General features: G+C 71.6%; 9 protein-coding genes. All 9 read left to right on the top strand.

Annotated elements, in window-relative coordinates:
- Positions 1-84: 84 nt before the first annotated feature.
- From ACYQ1L_RS18175 to ACYQ1L_RS18135, 9 genes are read left to right on the top strand one after another with little or no spacing between them, the layout of a single operon-like run.
- Positions 85-6078, top strand: a complete 5994-nt coding sequence (locus tag ACYQ1L_RS18175) for an Ig-like domain-containing protein (RefSeq protein ID WP_460005410.1) — start codon at positions 85-87, stop codon at positions 6076-6078.
- A 16-nt stretch (positions 6079-6094) separates the two neighbouring features.
- Entirely contained in the window at positions 6095-7069 is a 975-nt protein-coding gene (locus ACYQ1L_RS18170) for an AAA family ATPase (protein ID WP_460005409.1), read from the top strand.
- A complete protein-coding gene (locus ACYQ1L_RS18165) occupies positions 7066-8349 on the top strand; it encodes a DUF58 domain-containing protein (protein WP_460005408.1) in 1284 nt (427 codons plus the stop codon). The genes ACYQ1L_RS18170 and ACYQ1L_RS18165 overlap by 4 nt, the downstream gene beginning before the upstream one ends.
- Entirely contained in the window at positions 8346-10607 is a 2262-nt protein-coding gene (locus ACYQ1L_RS18160) for a transglutaminase-like domain-containing protein (RefSeq protein WP_460005407.1), read from the top strand. Before ACYQ1L_RS18165 ends, ACYQ1L_RS18160 begins: the two co-directional genes overlap by 4 nt.
- Positions 10604-11428, top strand: a complete 825-nt coding sequence (locus ACYQ1L_RS18155; protein WP_460005406.1) for a PP2C family protein-serine/threonine phosphatase — start codon at positions 10604-10606, stop codon at positions 11426-11428. The genes ACYQ1L_RS18160 and ACYQ1L_RS18155 overlap by 4 nt, the downstream gene beginning before the upstream one ends.
- Entirely contained in the window at positions 11415-12938 is a 1524-nt protein-coding gene (locus ACYQ1L_RS18150) for an FHA domain-containing protein (RefSeq protein WP_460005405.1), read from the top strand. Before ACYQ1L_RS18155 ends, ACYQ1L_RS18150 begins: the two co-directional genes overlap by 14 nt.
- A complete protein-coding gene (locus tag ACYQ1L_RS18145) occupies positions 12938-14632 on the top strand; it encodes a serine/threonine-protein kinase (protein ID WP_460005404.1) in 1695 nt (564 codons plus the stop codon). Before ACYQ1L_RS18150 ends, ACYQ1L_RS18145 begins: the two co-directional genes overlap by 1 nt.
- Positions 14629-15375 (top strand): FHA domain-containing protein, encoded by a 747-nt coding sequence (locus ACYQ1L_RS18140; protein ID WP_460005403.1) that lies wholly within the window; start codon positions 14629-14631, stop codon positions 15373-15375. The genes ACYQ1L_RS18145 and ACYQ1L_RS18140 overlap by 4 nt, the downstream gene beginning before the upstream one ends.
- On the top strand, positions 15372-19775 hold the full coding sequence (locus ACYQ1L_RS18135; RefSeq protein WP_460005402.1) for a type VII secretion EssC family protein: 4404 nt from the start codon (positions 15372-15374) through the stop codon (positions 19773-19775). The genes ACYQ1L_RS18140 and ACYQ1L_RS18135 overlap by 4 nt, the downstream gene beginning before the upstream one ends.
- Positions 19776-19882 lie beyond the last annotated feature (107 nt).

Raw genomic sequence — 19882 nt, 5'->3', positions numbered from 1 at the left:
GTTCGGCGTGCGTTCCGGTTCTGTCGGATCAGAGCATCGCGTGGGGTGATGCGAGAAAGGCTGGGGGGATTCGAGGTGATGCAGATGCCGAGGCTCGTCGGGTGGATGAGGAGGCGGCGGGCGGCGCTGGCCTCGGGCGCGACGCTGACCGCGGCCGCGGTCGTGCTGTCCACCCTCGCCGTGCTCTACCAGGGCATCCCGACGGCGGATCTCAAGCTCGACGACGGCGGTGTCTGGGTCACCAAGTCGAGCGACCTCCTCGTCGGTCACCTCAACTACCCGTCTCGTCTGCTCGACGGCGCCCTGCGCACCACCGCTCCCGACTACGACGTGCTCCAGGACGGCGATCGGGTCGTGGTCTTCGACCGCGCCAACGCCGTGCTCGCGCCGATCGATCCCGCCACCAACGAGTTCACCGGGCAGCAGGCTCTGCCGGGCGGGTCGAAGGTGGTTCTCGGCGGCGACGAGATGGGCGTGCTCGGCGGCGGCCGGGTGTACGCCGTGCCGACCGGCCACGTGATCGGTGCGCGCTTCGAGAAGAAGCACGCGCTGGCGACCGTCGGCGACGGCGCCGCGGTCGCGATCACCCACGACGGCTCGTCGCTGTTCGCGGTCGCGCCGGCTAAGAAGCGGCTCATCACGATCGACACCGCGTCATCGAACGTGCGCACCGACACGCTGGACGGACTGCCGGCCGACGCGCAGGTGCAACTCGCGGCCGTCGGTCAGACGCCAGTCGTGTTCGATGCCCGCAGCGGTGTGCTGCGCGCGAACGGGCGCGCTATCACGATCCCGAAGTCCTCGGGCGCCCGCCTGCAGCAGACATCCGCCGACGGCGACGCCGCCTATCTGGCGACGGGAACCGCGCTGATCCGCCAGCCGCTGGACGGCTCGAAAGCGGAGGTCCTGCGTGCAGCCGATGCCGGGGGCGCCGCTGCCCAGCCCGTGTGGCTGAACGGCTGCGCGTATGCGGTGTGGAGCAACGGGGCCTATCTGCGCCGCTGCGACGGGCAGGCGACCGTGCAGGTCAAGCTCGACGTGCCGGCGACCGCAACCCCGGTGCTGCGAGTCAACCGACGCGTCGTCGTCGTGAACGACACCCGTGGCGGCATGGTCTGGGTTGTCACGAACAAGGCCGAGATCGTCCAGAACTGGGACGATGTGATCCCGCCGCCGGACGACAAACAGCAGCAGGACCAGAGCGACGAGCAGCAGCAACAGCTGGAGCTACCCAAACGCGACGCCGAAAACCACAAACCGACCGCGGTCGACGACTCCTACGGGGTGCGACCCGGCCGCGCCTCGGTGCTGCGGGTCACCGAGAACGACAGCGACCCGGACGGCGATCTGCTCTCGGCGTCTCTCGTCGGCGACCCGCCCGCGGGCATGACGGTCACTCCGGTCCTCGGCGGGGCCGCGCTCCAGGTCGCGGTGCCGGCCGCGGCCACGGGCACCGCCAGCTTCCGGTATCAGGTGGACGACGGTCGCGGCGGCACGGACCAGGCGACGGTGACCCTCACGATCCACCCCCTCTCGGAGAACTCCGCGCCGGTGCTCGAGCGCCCGCAGACGATCCAGGTCGAGGCCGGCGCGAGCATCACCTATGACGCGCTGCAGGGCTGGAAAGATCCGGACGGCGACGACCTGTTCCTGCAGCACGCCGAGGTTGACGGCGGCGACGTGGTCACCACGCGCACGAACGGCGTGATGGAGTTCCGCGCCGCGAGCGGGGTCACCGGGATCAAGGACGTCTCGCTCACCGTGTCGGACGGCCAGGCCACGGCGACCGGCGTGCTCAAGGTCGACGTGCGGCCCAAGGGCTCGCTCGCGCCCGTGGCGAACGCCGACCACTACACGGCCACCGCCGGCGTGCCGATCACGCTCTCGCCGCTCCAGAACGACATCAGCCGCTCCGGGGAGCCGCTGCGCCTCGCGCGCAACGACTACGCGCCCGGCGCCAAGATCACGCCGAACTACAGCACCAACACGCTGTCCTTCGAGGCGGACGCGCCCAACACGTATTACGTGCAGTATCTGGTCACGTCGGGAGCCCAGTCTGCCGCGGGGCTCATCCGCATCGACGTCGTCCCCGCGAGCGGGAACGGGCATCCGCCGATCGCGGTGCGTGACACGGCGCTGCTGCCCACGGGGCGCAGCGTGCTCGTGGATGTGCTCGCGAACGACGAGGATCCGAGCGGCGGCGTGCTCGTCGTGCAAAGCGTGCACCTGCCGCAGGGCTCGCCGGTGTCCGCCGAGGTGCTCGACCACTCCGTCGTGCGGGTGACCGACGTCGGCGGTCTGCACCAGCCGATCACCGTCGGCTACACCGTCTCGGACGGGCTGCAGAGCGCGGAGGGCGAGATCCTCGTCGTGCCGGTGCCCCTGCCGGCGACGCTGCGCCCGCCGGTGACCGTGCCCGATACCGCGGTGGTCCGGGTCGGCGACGTGGTCTCGGTCGATGTGCTCGCCAACGACTACTCGCCCGACAACGACACGCTGAAGCTGCTGCCGGATCTCGTCGATGCGAAGGTCGGCGACGGGGCGGCGTTCGTCGACGGCAACCGGGTGCGCTTCCAGGCCGGGTCCAAACCGGGCCCCGCCTACATCACGTACGAGGTGACGGACGGGCAGGGCAACCGCGTGGCCGGGTACCTGACGATCCAGGTGCTCGCGGTCGACGCTGCGGCGAACTCCGCTCCGCTGCCGAAGCCGGTGATCGCCCGGGTGATCGCCGGGACGACGGTGCGCATCCCGATCCCGCTGGACGGGATCGATCCGGACGGCGACTCCGTCGAGCTCGTCGGCACCTCGTCGAGCCCGGCGCTGGGCCGGGTGACGGTGGGCGACGCCTGGCTGACCTACACCGCCTACGACACCTCGCAGGGGCGCGACACGTTCACGTACGTGGTACGCGATCGGCTGGGTGCCACGGCGGAGAGCACGGTCACCGTAGGCGTCGCACCTCCGGGCGCCGACAACCAGGCGCCGTACGCGGTGAAGGACGTCGTGCAGGTGCGCCCGGGACGAACCGTCGCCGTACCGGTGACGGCGAACGACAGCGACCCCGACGGCGATCAGATCTCGCTGGTGAAGAGCGGGCTCACCGTCCCCGCGGGGATCAAGGCCTCCGTCGCCGGCGGACGCGTGGTCGTCACCGCGCCCGACAAGCAGGGCCAGTACACCCTGACGTACACGATCGCCGACACCTACGGAGCGACGGCACAGGCACCGCTCCTGCTGGACGTCACGAACGATGCGCCGTTGAAGGCCCCGGTCGCCCGCGACGATCACGTGCCCGCCTCGGCCGTGTCGCGCTCCGACAGCGTCAAGGTCTCGGTGCTCGAGAACGACGAGGATCCCGACGGCACCGCCGATCGGCTGGCCGTCAAGACGTTCTCGCCGAACGCGAAGGTGCTCGCCGGCGGCGTCGTGCAGGTGAAGGTCACTCCGGATCCGCAGGTGATCCGCTACCAGGACACGGATCCGGACGGCCTCACGGCGCAGGCGTTCGTCTTCGTGCCCGGTGCGAAGGACGCGGTGCCGACCGTCGCCGACACCACGCCGATCGTCGTGAAGAGCGGCGAGAGCGTCTCGATCGCGCTGGCCGATCACATCGTCGTGCGCAGCGGCAGGTCTCCGCGCGTCGCGGTCGCGGACTCGCTTCGTGCCGGGCACGCCGACGGCTCGCCCCTCATGAAGGACGCGCAGCACCTGCAGTACACGTCGGCGAAGGGCTACTTCGGTCCCGACGCCGTGGGCGTCCGCGTCACCGACGGCACGGGACCCGACGACCCCCAGGGGCTGTCCGCGTACGTGACGATCCCGATCCTGGTGCAGCCGGTCCAGAACCAGTCGCCTACCCTGCGCAACGCCGCGATCAGCCTGGCCCCGGGCGAGGCGGGTGTGACGCTCGATCTGAAGCGGCTCACGACGGATCCGGATGCGGGTGACCTCGACCGCATGCGTTACGCCGTGGACGGTTCCGCGCCGAACGGCATCGACGCCTCGATCTCGGGCAGTTCACTGACCGTGAAGGCGGCCTCCGACCTGAAGCCGGGCGCGACGCTGTCGCTCAAGGTCACGGCGGACGACGGCAAGAGCAAGCCCGGCCAGGGCACGGTGACGATCTCGATCATCACGACCCAGAGGCCGATGCCGGTCGCGAACGACGACCTCGTGCCTGACGCCAAGCAGGGTGTCGCGAGCGCCGTGGACGTGCTCGCGAACGACTTCAACCCATTCCAGGGGGAGAAGCCCCTGAAGATCGTTTCGGTGCACATCGACACCCCCGGATCCCACCGGGCCGTCGTGCAGGGCGACAAGGTGTCGGTGACGCCCGCCTCCGACTTCTTCGGCACGCTCATCGTCACCTACCGGATCGCCGATGCGACGAACTCGCCGGATCGGCAGGCCGAGGCGAAGATCGTGCTCACGGTACGCGGCAAGCCGGGGGCGCCCGGCGTCCCGACGGTGACCTCGATCCAGGACCGCACCGTGGTGCTGTCGTGGGCTCCGCCGTCGAACAACGGCTCGCCGATCACCGGCTACGAGGTGACCTCGCAGAACGGGTACTCGAAGCAGTGCGCATCGACGACCTGCACGCTGGACGGGCTCACGAACAACGTGGTGTACCGCTTCCAGGTGGTCGCGGTGAACGCGATCGGGAAGTCGGACCCGTCCCCGACCTCGGCGGACGCACGGCCGGACGCGCGGCCCGACATGCCCGCGCCGCCGAGCCTGGCCTTCGGCGACAAGAAGCTCGCGGTCGCGTGGACGACGCCGAACTCGAACGGCTCTCCCGTCACGAACTACGACCTGCAGATCACTCCGCAGCTCGGCGCTGCCGGCGACAAGCTCGGCGTCTCGGGCAACAGCCTCACCTGGGAGGGCCTGCAGAACGGCGTCTCGTACCAGGTGCGGATCCGCGCGCACAACCTCGCGCCCGACCCTTCCGAATGGAGCGCGTGGTCGGCGCCGATGGTGCCGGCGGGCGTGCCGGATGCGCCGGGACAGCCGCAGACGTCTCCGGCCACACCGGTCGGATCCCAGGCGCAGATCGCGGTGAGCTGGGCGCCGCCGGGGAACGACAACGGCGACGCCGTATCGGGATACGCGCTGACCGTCAAACAGGGCGGATCCGTCGTGCAGACGATCCCGGTGTCGGGGACCTCGCAGAACGTCGTCGTCGACACGAGCCAGACGGACTACACCTTCTCGGTGACCGCGCACAACAAGGCTGGCGACTCGGCGCCCAGCGCAGACTCCAGCCCGCGTCGTGCGGCGAACGCCCCTGGTGCACCGACCGGGGTGACTCTCAGCCCTGCGGACGGCAGCGCGGTGCTCGCGTTCACGCCCGGTGCGCTGAACGGCAACCGTGACGCGGAGATCACCTACAACTACCGGGTCAATCAGACCGGCGCACAGGGAACCGTGCCGGCGGGCGGCGGGACGATCGGCGGGCTCTCGAACGGCACGTCGTACACCGTGAACGTGTGGGAGACGTCATCGGTGCAGGGCGTCTCGCCGGGGCCCGAGGCGACCTCCACCGCGGCGGTGCCCTTCGGGAAGCCGATCATCAGCCTCCAAGGCATCGATCGGATGGATAACGCTGTGCGGTTCCGCTGGACGGTCAGTAGCAACGGAAGCCCCCTGACCTCGGCCAGCTATGGCCAGGAGGGCTACAACGAGCAGACGGTGACGGGACTCGCGCCCAGCCAGTCGACGTCGATCACCGTGTCGTACGGCAATCAGGCCGGGACGAGTTCGGCGACCTGGAGTGGGCAGGCGAACGATCCGCCGCCCAAGACGATGACTATCGATCAGCCCGGTGGAGGGATCGGTGTACATCTCGCGGTTCAGGGGTTCGAACCGAATCGCACGATGTCGGTCCAATGCTGGGTGACGCCCAACTCGAACGGTCAGGGCGGACACACGATCGGAGCGTTCACGGTGACGACCAACGGCAGCGGCAGTGGCGACTGGAACTGGCCCGCAACGTGCCAAATGACCGGGGGAGGGTATGGAAACCTCCGCGTGGGGCCCAACGAGATCTGGTCGAACACGATTCGACTCAACTAACGAAAGACATCGCGACATGACTCTCACTCAGGAACAGGCCACCTGGTTCTCCCAGACGTTCGCGCAGCTCGCGGAGAACGTCGGGCAGGCGGTGCTCGGCAAGCAGGAGGTGATCCGGCTCGTGCTGACGGCGCTCGTCGCCGAGGGGCACGTGCTCCTGGAGGACGCGCCGGGCACGGGCAAGACGCAGCTGGCCAAGGCGCTTGCGGCGACCGTGCAGGGCACGCACGCACGGATCCAGTTCACCCCCGACCTGCTGCCCAGCGACGTGACCGGCATCACGATCTACGACCAGCAGCAGCATCGGTTCGAGTTCCACAAGGGGCCGATCTTCGCGTCGATCGTGCTCGCGGACGAGATCAACCGAGCCTCGCCGAAGACCCAGTCGGCGCTGCTCGAGGTGATGGAGGAAGGGCGCATCACCGTCGACGGCACCTCGCACGAGGTCGGCCGCCCGTTCATGGTGATCGCGACCCAGAACCCGATCGAGCAGGCGGGCACCTACAAGCTGCCCGAGGCGCAGTTGGACCGGTTCCTGATCAAGACGTCGATCGGCTACCCCGATCTCGCGGCCGCCGCCGAGGTGCTGCGCGGATCCGCCACGAAGAACCGAGCGGCCTCGCTCAAGCCGATGATCACGACCAGCGCGGTGACCGACCTCGCCGAGCTGCTGTCGACGGTGCACGTCGACGACGCGGTGCTGCATTACGTCGCGCAGCTGGCGGAGGAGACCCGGCGCGACCCGAGCACCCGCCTCGGGGTCTCGGTGCGCGGCATGGTCGCGATGATGCGCGCCGCGAAGGTGTGGGCCGCGGCCGAGGGGCGCACCTACGTGATCCCCGACGACGTCAAGGCCCTCGCGGTGCCGGTGTGGGCGCACCGCATCGTCATGGATCCCGACGCCGAGTTCTCCGGGGCGAGCGCCGAGGGCGTCATCGCCCGGGTGCTCGCCGACGTCGCCGCCCCGCAGTCCCGGGCGACCGCGGCATGACCGCCGACGCTCCCGTCGCCTCCCGGGCGGCGTTCTCCGGCACGAGGGGAGGCCGGGTGCTCGCGCGTGCGCGTTCCCTGGCGGGAGCGTCTGCAGAGCCGATCCGCCGTGCAGCAGGCCTGATCGGCCGTCGCCTGCGTATCGCCACCGCGCTCGGATGGGCCCTGGTGGCCGTCGCCGTGGTCGCGCTCACCGGGGGCCTGATCTGGGGCTGGGCCGAGCTCACCGCTGTCGGCGCTGCGTGCGTGCTGGTGCTGCTGCTGGCGATCCCGTTCGTGATCGGGCGCGCGCAGTACGCGGTGGCGATCGAGCTCGCCTCGCCCCGCGTCGTGGTCGGCGAATCGGCCGTGGGACGGGTGGTGGTGCGCGCCGCGGGCCGTCGCGGATCACCCTCCGCCTGGATCGTGCTGCCGGTCGGGCAGGCACGAGCCCAGTTCCGGGTGCCGCGGCTGGCGGCCGACGGCGAGCACGACGAGCTGTTCCAGATCCCGACCCAGCGACGGGCGGTGCTGACGCTCGGCCCGGTGACCTCGGAGCGCACGGATCCGATCGGCGTGCTGCGACGCGAGGTCGCGTGGACGGAGCCGGGCGAGCTGTACGTGCACCCGCGTACCGTGTCGCTGGACGGCGACACCACCGGTCTGCTGCGCGACCTCGAGGGGCTGCCGACCCGCGACCTCGCCGACGACGACGTCTCGTTCCACGCGTTGCGCGAGTACGTGCCCGGGGACGACCTGCGCTACGTGCACTGGAAGTCGACCGCCCGCACGCAGAAGCTCATGATCCGCCAGTTCGAGCAGACCCGGCGCTCGCAGCTCGTGATCGCCCTTTCGACCCGCGCCGACGAGTACGCCGACGACGACGAGTTCGAGCTCGCGGTCTCGATCGCCGGCTCCATCGCCGTGAGCGCGATGCGCGACGGCAAGGATGTGCGCGTCGCGGCGTCGGACCGGCTGCTGCACGCGCCGACCCCGGCTGCCCTGCTCGATCTGCTCTCCGGCGTGGAGCGCACGGCGTCGGCGGCCACGGTCGCGGAGACGGCGCGCACCGTGGCGACGAAGGCGCAGGCCGTGTCGATCGTGGCGTTCGTCGTCGGGTCGACGGTGGTCCTGCAGCAGCTGCGCCGGGCTGCCACCCGGATTCCCCCTGCGGCTCGGGCGATGGCGCTCCGCGCGACCCCCGCCGACGAGCTCTCCCGTCGTGTGGTGGGTGATCTGGTCGCGGTCGACGTGCCCGAGCTCGGCGATCTGCGTCGCGCGATGAACGCGGTGGCGGCATGAGGCCCCGGTCCTGGGCGGACCTCGCGGTCGTCGTCGCCCTGCTCGTGCTGGCACTGGCACCGCTCGCCTCGGCGTTCGAGAGCGTCGGGTTCTGGGTGGCCGCCGGGGCGGGCATCCTGCTCGGTGCCCTCATCGCGCTGCTCGGCGCCTGGCGTCGCTGGGGGGTGCTCGTGGTCGCCGTGCTCGTCGTCGCCGGCTACTTCCTGGTCGGCGGGGCCATCGCACACGGCGACCTCGCGCTGTTAGGCCTGGTCCCCACGCTCGAGGTGCTCGGCGCGCTCGCGCGCGACGCCGTACAGGTGTGGCGGCAGCTGCTGACCCTGCCCGCGCCGTTCGAGGGCTTCGGATCCCTCGTGATCGGCCCGTTCATCGCGGCGCTCATCGCCTCCACCGTGGCGTGCAGCCTGGTGCTGCGCGCCCGCCGTGTGCTCTTCGCGCTGATCCCCGTGGCGGTGCTGCTCGGCTTCGCGATCGCGTTCAGCACGTACCTCGGGTACTTCCCGGTGGCTGTGGGCGTCGCGTTCGCGCTGCTCGCCGTCGGCTGGGCGGCATGGTGCGTGCAGCGGGCTCGACGCACCAATGAGCTGCGCGTCGAGGGCGGTGAGGCTCCACACCGCGCGGGACGCGTGGCTGCGGCGGCACTGGCCGGTGCGATCGTGGTGGCCGCTGCGGCCGGCGGCGGGGCCGTGGCCGCCGTGGCCGCCCCGAACCGCGACGTGCTGCGCGACCACGTCATCCCGCCCCTCGAGCTGCACGACTACGCCTCGCCGCTGATGAGCTTCCGCAAGTGGACGCGGGACGGATCCGACTCCACCCTCTTCGAGGTCAGCGGACTCCCGGACGGGGTGCCGGTGCGCCTGGCGACGCTCGACCTGTACGACGGGATCGTGTACAAGGTCTCCGGCAGCGGCGGACCCGGATCCGGAGTGTTCAGCCGCCTCGGGCGTTCGGTCGACGACACGGCCGCGGGGAAGCACGCGCAGGTCTCGGTCACCATCGACGACCTCGGCGGAGTGTGGATGCCGACCGTCGGCTACCTCGACCGGTTCCGTGTCGGGGGCCGCGTCGACGCGGGGGCCGTGAACTACAACGCAGCGACCGGCACGGCCGTGGTCACCACGGGCCTGAGCAAGGGGTCTCGTTACACCCTCGACGTGACGGTGCCGTCCGCGCCTACCGACGCCCAGCTCGCCAAGGCGCAGATCGCGAAGATCAGCATGCCGACGCCGGCGAAGGTTCCGGATGCGCTCTCCGGCATCATCGGCGACGCGGTGCCGTCGACCGGCACCCCGATCGAGCAGATCAAGGCCCTGGAGGCGTTCTTCCGCAAGGGGTATTTCAGCCACGGCCTGGCGGGGCAGGCGGCCTCGCGCTCGGGGCACTCGCTGAACCGGGAGCAGGCGCTGGTCGGGCAGGAGCAGATGATCGGCGACGACGAGCAGTACTCCGTCGCGATGGCGCTCGCCCTCGCCCAGATGGGCGTGCCCTCCCGTGTCGTGCTCGGCTTCACACCGGCGGCGGGCAAGACCGCCGTGACCGGCAAGGACGTGCACGCCTGGGTCGAGGTGCCCTTCGACGGCGCAGGGTGGGTCGCGTTCCACCCGACGCCGCCGGAAGACCGCATTCCCACCGTGCAGGCCCCCAAGCCGCGTCAGAAGCCGCGGGCGCAGGTGGCTCAGCCTCCGCAGCAGCCGCAGGAGCCGGCGCAGCTGCCGCCCGCCCCGCCCGTCGAGGACTCGCAGAAGGGCAGCCAGCCGCTTGACCTGGCCTGGCTGTGGGCGGCGCTGCAGATCACCGGTATCTCGCTGGTGGTGCTTGTGGTGCTGTTCGGCCCGTCGATCGCCCTCGGCGTCCTGCGCGCCCGACGGCGCCGGGGCCGCGAGGGCAGCGGGGCCGTGAGCCGGGTCGACGGCGGATGGGCCGAGCTCATCGACACCGCGGGCGACGTCGGCTACGACATCCCCCGCGGCGGCACCCGGCGCGAACAGGGTGCCGCACTCGATGCACACGTGCCCGAAGCGGGGGCCGTGGCGCTCGCGCAGAGGGCGGATGCGGCCGTGTTCGGCGCCGGCGAACCGGTCGACGTCGAGGCGTCGCAGTACTGGACCGACGCCGAGCAGGCTCGTGCGCTGCTCGCGCGGGCCATGCCCTGGCATCGCCGCCTGCGCGCCCGGTTGTTCCCCGCATCGGTGCTGCGCGCGATCCGGCGTCCGAAGCTCTCACTCCCGCGCCGGCGTCGACGCTCGGAGCCGTCATGATGCGCCTGAACGGTGTGGAACTCGCCTGGGGATCGGCCTCGGACCGCGGGTTGCGTCGTCAGCGCAACGAGGACGCGCACCTCGCGAAGGCCCCGCTCTTCCTCGTCGCCGACGGCATGGGCGGCCACCAGGCCGGTGCCGAGGCGAGTGCGCGTGCGATCGCCGAGTTCGCCGGGCTCGTCGGGGCCAGGGTCGCACCCGATGCCGTGCAGGAGGCGTTCGCGCGCGCCGTGCGCAGCGTCGACGAACTGGGATCCGGATCCTTCCCTCCGGGCACCACGCTCTCCGGTGCCGTGCTCTGCGAGCAGGGCGGGGAACCGTACTGGGTCGTCCTCAATGTGGGCGACTCGCGTACGTACCGGCTGTGGAACGGCGTGCTCGCGCAGATCAGCGTCGACCACTCCTCGGTGCAGCAGCTCATCGACGAGGGCACGATCTCGCCTGCCGAGGCGGAACGTCACCCGCAGCGCAGCGTCATCACCCGGGCGCTCGGCGCCGGATCCACGGCGACGCCCGACTACTGGCTGCTGCCGGTCGCGGCGGGGGAGCGGCTCCTGGTCTGCTCGGACGGGCTGACGAAGGAGCTCGGCGCCGACGACCTCACCCGAGTGCTTCATGCGGAGTCCTCGCCGCAGGCCGCGGCCACGCGTCTCGTGCACGAGGCGCTGCTGCGCGGCGGGCGCGACAACGTCACGGTCGTGGTGGTGGACGTGGTCGAGGCGCTCGTCGCCGGGGAGGACGAGGACGACACCGCGGGGGTCACCGTTCCGCGCGCGGAGGATCGGGAAGGATCGGAAGGGGTCGCGCATGGTCAGCTATAGCCGCGGTGATTGGAATGCAGTGGTCGGTGCAGGCGCTGCGGGGCTGTTCTCGGCCGAGATGCCCGCTGAATCGGTGCGCGAGATGTGGGCGGCGCTGTCGGCCGAGCCCGGACCGGGAGCCGTGATCCAGGTGCTCGTCGGTTCCTTCGGATCGTCGCTCGGCGCGCTGCCGTCGTTCGCCGTCGCGTTCGCGGATGCGGGCGCCGAGGAGGTGCGGCTGATGGTGCGCGGCACCGCGCGCGTGCGGCTGACCCGCGCCGACGGCTCGACCGAGGAGATCGGCGGCCTCGGGGTGGCGACCTGGAGCGAGCGCACCGTCGCCGACGTCGCGACCGTCGAACTCGCCGGCGCCGGGGACGAGCCCGTGCTGTACCCCCTCGGCGACGGGGTCGCGGCCGCGGGGCGGGTGCGCTGGGAGTTCCAGCGCCTCACGGTCGAGGCCGCCGCGGGGCCGGTCCCAGGCGATGTCGGCGTCGAGGCCGCAGGCGAAGTCGTCGAGGCCGCAGGCGAGCCGGATCCGGATGACGAAGTCGTCGCGGATCCGGATCCGATCGCGGTGATCGATCCCGTTGCGCCGGTCGAGGAGTCCGAACCCGACCCCGAGTCCGAGATCGCTCCGCCGGCGCTCACGCACGAGCCGGATCCGCTCGAGGACGAGCCTGCCCCTGCTGCTGCCCCGGACGAGGCCGCTGCCCCTGCCCCGGACGAGGCCGACGACCTCCCGGCTCCCGTCGAGCAGGCTCCGGCCGAGGCGGCGGACGAGACCCTCGGCGCTGTTCTCGGTCAGACCTACGTCGCCCCGCTCGACGCGACGTTCAGCGAGACCTCCGACGAGGTGCTCGGCGACGTCGTGCGGCCGGGCGACGAGGCCGACGACTTCACCACCGGCTACGACCACCTGCTCTGGGGCGAGACGCGGGCGCAGTCCGTGGAGGCGGCCGCCGTGCGCCCCGACGCCGAGGCGGTCGCACCGGTGATGATCACCGGGATCCCTGCGACGTCCGCAGCGGTGCCGCCGGTCCCCGCCCCGCCGATCCCGCCGGCGGTGCAGCAGGGCGACCACGACGGTGAGACCGTGTCGGCCGAACAGCTGCTCGAACTCCAGCGCCGGATCGCCGGAGGCGACCCCGGTTCCGCGCCGCCCGTGCCGATGCCGTCCTTCGCCGCTCCCACCTCCACGGCCACGCTGGTGGTGTCTTCGGGGGACCGGCTCGTGCTCGACCGCGGCGCGGTCGTCGGACGCCGGCCCCGGGCGGTACGGGCGACCGGCGCGATCCCGCATCTGGTGACGGTCGACAGCCCCAACCAGGACGTGTCGCGCAGCCACGTCGAGCTGCGCGTGGAGGGATCCGACATCGTCGCGACCGACCTCAACACCACCAACGGCACTCGTCTGCTGCGGGTCGGTGCCGAGCCCGTGCGACTGCATCCCGGTGAGGCGACGCTGCTCGTGAGCGGCGACCGACTCGACCTCGGCGACGACATCGTGCTCTCCTTCGAGGGGCTCTGATGGCTCAGCGACCTCCTTCCACGCCCCCCGTCATCCCGGGCTTCGAGAGCATCCGGCTGCTCGGATCCGGCGGCTTCGCCGACGTCTTCCTCTACCAGCAGGCGCACCCGCGCCGGCCCGTCGCGGTGAAGGTGCTCCTCAAGGAGCGCATGGCCGCGTCGACCATCGCGAGCTTCACCGAAGAGGCGAACGTGATGGCGCAGTTCGCCAACCACCCGTCGATCGTCGCCGTCTACCAGGCCGGAGTCTCCGACGACGGCCGGCCGTACCTCGTCATGGAGTACTGCTCCAAGCCCAACCTGCAGATGCGGCATCGCACCGAACGGTTCGGGGAAGCCGACACCCTGCGCATCGGGATCCAGATCGCGGGGGCCATCGAGACCACGCATCGTGCCGGGATCCTGCACCGCGACATCAAGCCCGCCAACATCCTCGTCACCGAGTACGGCAAGCCCAAGCTCACCGACTTCGGCATCTCGGCTGCGGGCGGCCAGGAACTCGTCGGCATGAGCATCCCCTGGTCGCCGCCGGAGTCCCTTGCGGTGCCGCCGACGGGCACCGCCGCCAGCGACGTGTACTCACTGGCGGCGACCCTATACACGCTTCTGGTGAATCGCACGCCGTTCCAGATCGCCGGTGCATCCAACAGCGAGATCGACGTGATCGCGCGGATCCAGACGGCGCCGGTGCCGCCGCTCGGTCGCGCCGACGTCTCGGAGGACCTCGAGGCCGTACTGCGCCGAGCGATGGCCAAGCGCCCCGAAGACCGTTATGCGAGCGCGCTCGAGTTCGCTCGGGCCCTGCAGCGCGTGCAGATCGGGCTGGGCATGCAACCCACCACGATCGACGTCGTCGAGGAGGAGCTGGCCGCGACGCCGCACGAGGACGGCGAGGAGGAGACCCGGTTCCGCGGCATCATGCGGATCGACGCGCAGACCGGGACGACCGCCCCCTCCGGCGCGGCGCCGTCCCTGTCGCCCGCCGGCCCGGGACTCGTGCCTTCCGCGACGCCCGCTGCCGAGGCCGTCGGGAGCACCGAACCGCGCGTGGCTGGATCCGTCCCGTCGGCCTCCATCGGGGACGCGACCGTCGTGCGCCCGGTGGGCTCCGGGCCGCAGGTGCCATCCGTGGCGGGGCAGCACTTCGGCTACGCCGCGGGCCCTGCGCTGGGCGACCCCGGACCGTTCGCCGCCCCGCCCGCGCCCGCGATCGACGCCACGGTGGTGCGCGAGGTCGCCGAGCCGGAGGCCGAGGTGCTCCCCGCGGCGACGGCGCCGAAGCGCGGCCGTGGGCTGAGGACCGGCCTGCTCGTGGGCAGTGTGGTGCTCCTGGCGGGGATCGTCACCACGGCGCTTGTGCTGGCACCGCAGGGCGCCGGCAGTCCGAAGGCGAGTTCCTCGCCCGACCCCATCGACGCAGTCGGCGGCGACCAGCCCGTCGACGTGAAGGATCTGCAGGGAGCCGTCAGCGGAGGCAACGTCGTGTTCACCTGGAAGGATCCGGATCCGAAGACCGGCGACACGTATCGCTGGCGGCCCGTGATCTCCGGTCAGGAACCGCCGGCTTTCCAGACCGCGACCGAGCCGTCCGCCACCGTGCCGGTCGCCGCAGGCGAGCGAACCTGCATCCAGGTGCTGCTCGTGCGCGCATCGGGTGTCGCCTCGGCCGACGGAGTGCAGGGGTGCGCGCCATGACCTCCTCGATCGCGATCGTGACCGACATCCCGGCCGATCCGCAGGAACCCGCGCTGCACGTCGAATACTGCGGAGAGTGGCATCCGCTCGTCGCCGGCGCCAGCATGACGATCGGCCGCGAGGCCGACCTCGTCATCGACGACAACCCGTTCCTGCATCGGCACCTGCTGGACGTGAGGCAGGTGGAGGGCCTCTGGGTGCTCTCGAACGTGGGATCCCGGCTCGCCGTGACCGTCACCGACGGCGCCGGACGTCTGCAGTCCTGGCTCGCTCCCGGTGCCCGGTTGCCGCTCGTGTTCGGGCTGACGACGGTCGTCTTCACGGCCGGCCCGACCACCTACGAGCTCTCGGTGCACCTGGCTGAGCCCGCGTTCGCCGAGGCTGCGCCGAGCCCGCTGCACGGCATCACCACCGTCGGCGATGTCACGCTCACGCCCTCGCAGAAGCTCGTGATCCTTGCGCTCGCCGAATCGATGCTGCTGCGCGACGGCGTCGGCATGGGCGAGATCCCCACAGGCGCGAAGGCCGCGGCCCGGCTCGGCTGGAACGTCACCCGGTTCAACCGCAAGCTCGACAACGTCTGCGACAAGTTCGACCGCCTCGGGGTGCGCGGACTGCGCGGCGGCATGCGCGCATATGCGACCAATCGGCGGATCCGCCTCGTCGAGTACGCGATCGCCGCCCGCATCGTCACGCGCGCCGACCTGCCCCTGCTCGACATGAGCCAGGAGGATACGGAGTGAAGCTCAAGGTCACCCTGCACGCGGCGGGCGCGCGCACCGACCTCGCGATCACCGTGGATGCGACCGCCACCGTCGGAGACGTCGCACGGCGGCTGGTGCTGTCGGATCCGCGTGGGACCGGATCCGTGCCCCCCGCGGGCGAGGTGTCGCTGCGGATCCTGGACGCCGCGGCCCCCCAGAGTGCACGGCTGCTCGCGGCCGACACCACCATCGCCGATGCCGGGCTGCTCTCGGGCATGCACGTCGAGGCCGTGCACGCTCCGACGCAGGAGCGCTTCGCGCCGAGGGACCGCGGCCCCGCAGTTGCTCGGCTGCGCGTGCTCGCGGGCCCCGACACGGGTGCCGAGTTCGCCCTCCCCGAGGGGGCGACGGTGCTCGGGCGCGACCGCGACGTCGACGTGCGCCTCGGTGATCCGCTCGTCTCCAAGCGTCACGCGCGCATCAACGTCGCCGAGCAGATCGAGATCATCGACCTCGGATCCGCCAACGGCATCGTGGTCGAGGGGGCGCGCATCGGCCGGGTGACGGTCGGCCCTACGGACACGTTCACGGTCGGCGACTCGGTGCTGGCCGTCTCGCGGATGCAGCAGGGCGGCGCCGCCGCGACGCCGCAGGTCGACCACATCCGCTCTCCGCGCGTCGTGCCGCGTTTCACCGGGGAGAAGGTGCAGGCGCCGGCGCCGCCGCAGCTGCCGCAGCGCCAGCGCTTCCCGTACATCGCGCTGGCCGCGCCCCTCGTCATGGGGGTGGTGCTCTGGGCCGTGACCGGGCAGCTGCTCGGCGTGATCATGATGGCGATGAGCCCGCTGCTGCTCGTCGGCGCGTTCATCGACCAGTCGCTCGTGGGACGGCGCACCCTCAAGGCGCAGAAGAAGGCGTTCGCGGGGGCCATGCAACTCACCCGCGAACGGCTCGACGCGCTGCACGTGCGTGAGCGCGCTGTGCGCGAGGAGGAGCTGCCGGGGTTCGCGGCGCTGCAGCAGGATGCCCTGCGTCTCGGGCCCCTGCTCTGGACGGAGCGGAGCGAATCCGACACGTTCCTCGCCGTGCGGACCGGAATCGGATCCGATCGCTCCCGCACCGAGGTCGAATCCCCTCCGGTGCAGCAGACCCTGCCGGAGAGCCTGCGCGAACTCGACGAGCTTCGCGAGCACTACGCGACGATCACCGATGTGCCGGTACCGGTGGCGCTGCGCGAGTCGGGGTCGATCGGCGTCGCCGGATCCCTCGCCCGCGACGTCGCGCGCGCGATGCTCGCGCAGCTCGCGATCCGGCACGCGCCCACCGAGGTCGCGATCGCCGCGCTCGTGCCGCCGGCGGCGGCCCCGGAATGGCAGTGGCTGGCATGGCTGCCGCACACCAGCACGGCGCACAGTCCGCTCGGCGGCGTGCACCTCGCCGACGGTCGTGGTGCCCTCGGCGGGGTCCTCTCGCGCATCGAGGAGGCGATCGACGCTCGGATCGAGAAGGTTGCGCTGCGCGGCGCGATCGACGAGTCGAAGCAGTCCGAGCTCCCGGAGCCGCGCGTGCCGGCGCTCATCGTGTTCGTCGAGCACGGGGTGCCTGCGGACCGCGCCCGCCTCACCCGCATCGCCGAGCGCGGACCCGACGCCGGCGTGCATCTGGTGTGGTGCGCCCCGCGCGCCGAGCAGCTGCCCGCCGCGTGCCGGGCCGTGCTGCTCGTCGACGACCACGGCGCCGCGGCGACCGGGCAGGTGCGCCGGGGCACGTTCTCCACCCCGATCCTGCCGGAGCGACTCGACATCGCCGGCGCCGAGTACCTGGCCCGTCAGCTCGCCCCGGTCGTGGATGTGGGCACGCCCGATGTCGACGACTCCGACCTGCCGCGTTCGATCGGCCTGCCGGCGCTTCTGGGCGACGACGTGCTCGACGAGGCCGATGCGATCGTCGACCGATGGCGGCAGAGCGGATCCATCACCGTGCGCGATGCGCCGCCCACGCCGCGCAAACGCGAGGGCACCCTGCGCGCCGTGTTCGGTCATGCCGGATCCGAGCCCTTCTCCCTCGACCTGCGCGCAGACGGCCCGCACGCGCTCGTCGGCGGCACCACCGGCGCGGGCAAGAGCGAGTTCCTGCAGTCGTGGGTGCTCGCGATGGCCGCCGCGCACAGCCCCGATCGGCTCACCTTCCTGTTCGTCGACTACAAGGGTGGCGCCGCCTTCGCCGACTGCGTGCAGCTGCCGCACACGGTGGGCCTGGTCACCGACCTGTCACCGCACCTGGTGCGCCGGGCGCTCGAGTCGCTGCGCGCCGAGTTGCGGCACCGCGAGCACGTGCTCAATGCGGCCGGTGCGAAGGATCTCGCCACGATGGAGCGCAGCGGGGATCCGGCCTGCCCGCCGAGCCTGGTGATCGTGGTCGACGAGTTCGCGGCCCTCGTGCAGGAGGTGCCCGAGTTCGTCGACGGCGTCGTCGACGTCGCCCAGCGCGGACGCTCGCTCGGCCTGCACCTGGTGCTCGCGACGCAGCGCCCGGCCGGCGTCATCAAGGACAACCTGCGTGCCAACACCAACCTGCGCATCGCGCTGCGGATGGCCGACGCGGACGACTCGACCGACATCCTCGGCGACCGGATGGCGGCGTTCTTCGACCCGTCCGTGCCCGGTCGTGGTGCCGCGAAGATCGGACCGGGCCGGCTCATCCCCTTCCAGACCGGCTACGCGGGCGGGCACACCAGCGGCGAGCCGCCGAAACCTCGCATCGACGTGGCCGAACTCGGGTTCGGCGCGCACACCGAATGGGAGGAGGCACAGGTCGAGCAGGTCGCGGTCGACCGCGGCCCGAACGACATCACCCGCATCGTGCGCACGATCGGCGAAGGCGCGGTGCGCGCGGGCATCCCCGCGCCGCGCCGGCCATGGCTCGACGAGCTCGCCGAGGTCTATCGGTTCGATCGGCTGCCCAATCCGCGCACCGATACCACGTTGCCGCTCGGCGTGATCGACCAGCCCGGGTCGCAGGCGCAGCCGGCGTTCTTCTTCGAACCCGACGACGGCAACCTGGTGATCTTCGGCGCGGGCGGATCCGGCAAGAGCACGGCACTGCGCACGATCGCGGTGGCCGCCGCCGCGACCTCCCGCCACGGCGGTCCGACCCATGTCTACGGGCTCGACTTCGGCTCGCGAGGGCTCAGCATGCTCGCCGGGCTGCCGCATGTCGGCGCGATCATCCAGGGTGACGACGAGGAGCGGGTGGTGCGGCTGCTGCGCCTCATCCGCGACATGGTCGACGAGCGCGCGACCCGGTACGCGGCGGTGAACGCGGGATCCATCTCCGAGTACCGCACGCTTGCGCAGGCGCCCGAGGAGCCGCGGATCCTGCTGCTCGTCGACGGGATCGGAGCGTTCAAGGAGCAGTACGAGTTCGGCGCCGCGCACCTCGGGCCGTGGTTCACCGCCTTCGCGCAGATCGCCTCGGACGGCCGAGCGCTCGGCGTGCACGTCGTCGCCACCGCAGACCGGCCGAATGCGCTGCCGACGTCGATCGCGTCGACCATGCAGCAGCGCATCGTGCTGCGGCTCGCGCACGAGGACGACTACCTCATGCTCGGCGCGCCCCGTGACGTTCTGAGCCCGGTCTCGCCTCCGGGGCGCGGCATCGTCCGGGGGCTCGAGGTGCAGATCGCCGTGCTCGGCGCGAGCGGCAACATCGCGGAGCAGGCGCGCGAGATGGAGCGCCTCGGGCGCAGCCTTGGACGCGGGGCAGGACCCCGGCCCGCCCGGATCGGCAAGCTGCCGGAGCAGGTGCTGCTGGCGGATCTGCCGGTGGGATCCGCCGAGACACCCGTCATCGGCGTCGACGACGTCACCCTCGGTGCCGCCACGGTGCGCTCGAACGGACCCTTGCTGCTCGCAGGACCTCCCGGGAGCGGGCGGACCACGGCCGTCGCCACGCTCGGTGCGGCGGTGCGCAGGGCTGATCCGACGCTTCCCACCGTGCTGCTCTCCTCGCGACGCAGCGCACTCGCCGGCGCAGGCTGGAGCCGGCGGGCCGAGGGGGCGGAGGCGGTGCTTGAGCTCGCCTCGGAGCTCGTCCCTCGGGTCGAGGCGAGAGAGCGGATCGCCCTGTTCATCGAGGGGCTGCCGGAGTTCACCGGCACCGAGGCCGAATACGAACTCGACCGCCTCGTGAAGGCCGCGGCGCGTGAGGAGCTCTTCGTCGTCGGGGAGGGCGAGTCGTCCACCTGGTCTCAGGCGTACACGCTCGGGCAGCCGTTCAAAGCCTCCCGAAGGGGGCTGATCCTGGTTCCTGGCGAGATGGACGGGGACATGCTGCTCGGAACACCCCTCGGCCGGATTCGCCGCGCCGATTTCCCCGCTGGCCGGGGATTCCTCATCGCCGGTGGCCGTGCGGCAAAGGTGCAGGTGGCACATGTCTAGGGGTCTTCGGATGGGGCATGTTCTCCATCGACAGCCCCGCCGCGCCGCACCTACCTTGTGGGTATCGCAACCGCGAGAAGACGTCGGATCACCCGATCCGCAGACGA

The organism is Microbacterium xylanilyticum, assembly GCF_054654695.1.
Note: the sequence above shows the minus strand (reverse complement) of the source record. Positions and strands in the feature narration are given on the sequence as shown.

What these genes read in the sequence shown, in the direction of transcription:
- ACYQ1L_RS18175 (WP_460005410.1), top strand. Translation starts at nt 85, where the DNA reads ATGCCGAGGCTCGTCGGGTGGATGAGGAGGCGGCGGGCGGCGCTGGCC.
- ACYQ1L_RS18170 (WP_460005409.1), top strand. Translation starts at nt 6,095, where the DNA reads ATGACTCTCACTCAGGAACAGGCCACCTGGTTCTCCCAGACGTTCGCG.
- ACYQ1L_RS18165 (WP_460005408.1), top strand. Translation starts at nt 7,066, where the DNA reads ATGACCGCCGACGCTCCCGTCGCCTCCCGGGCGGCGTTCTCCGGCACG.
- ACYQ1L_RS18160 (WP_460005407.1), top strand. Translation starts at nt 8,346, where the DNA reads ATGAGGCCCCGGTCCTGGGCGGACCTCGCGGTCGTCGTCGCCCTGCTC.
- ACYQ1L_RS18155 (WP_460005406.1), top strand. Translation starts at nt 10,604, where the DNA reads ATGATGCGCCTGAACGGTGTGGAACTCGCCTGGGGATCGGCCTCGGAC.
- ACYQ1L_RS18150 (WP_460005405.1), top strand. Translation starts at nt 11,415, where the DNA reads ATGGTCAGCTATAGCCGCGGTGATTGGAATGCAGTGGTCGGTGCAGGC.
- ACYQ1L_RS18145 (WP_460005404.1), top strand. Translation starts at nt 12,938, where the DNA reads ATGGCTCAGCGACCTCCTTCCACGCCCCCCGTCATCCCGGGCTTCGAG.
- ACYQ1L_RS18140 (WP_460005403.1), top strand. Translation starts at nt 14,629, where the DNA reads ATGACCTCCTCGATCGCGATCGTGACCGACATCCCGGCCGATCCGCAG.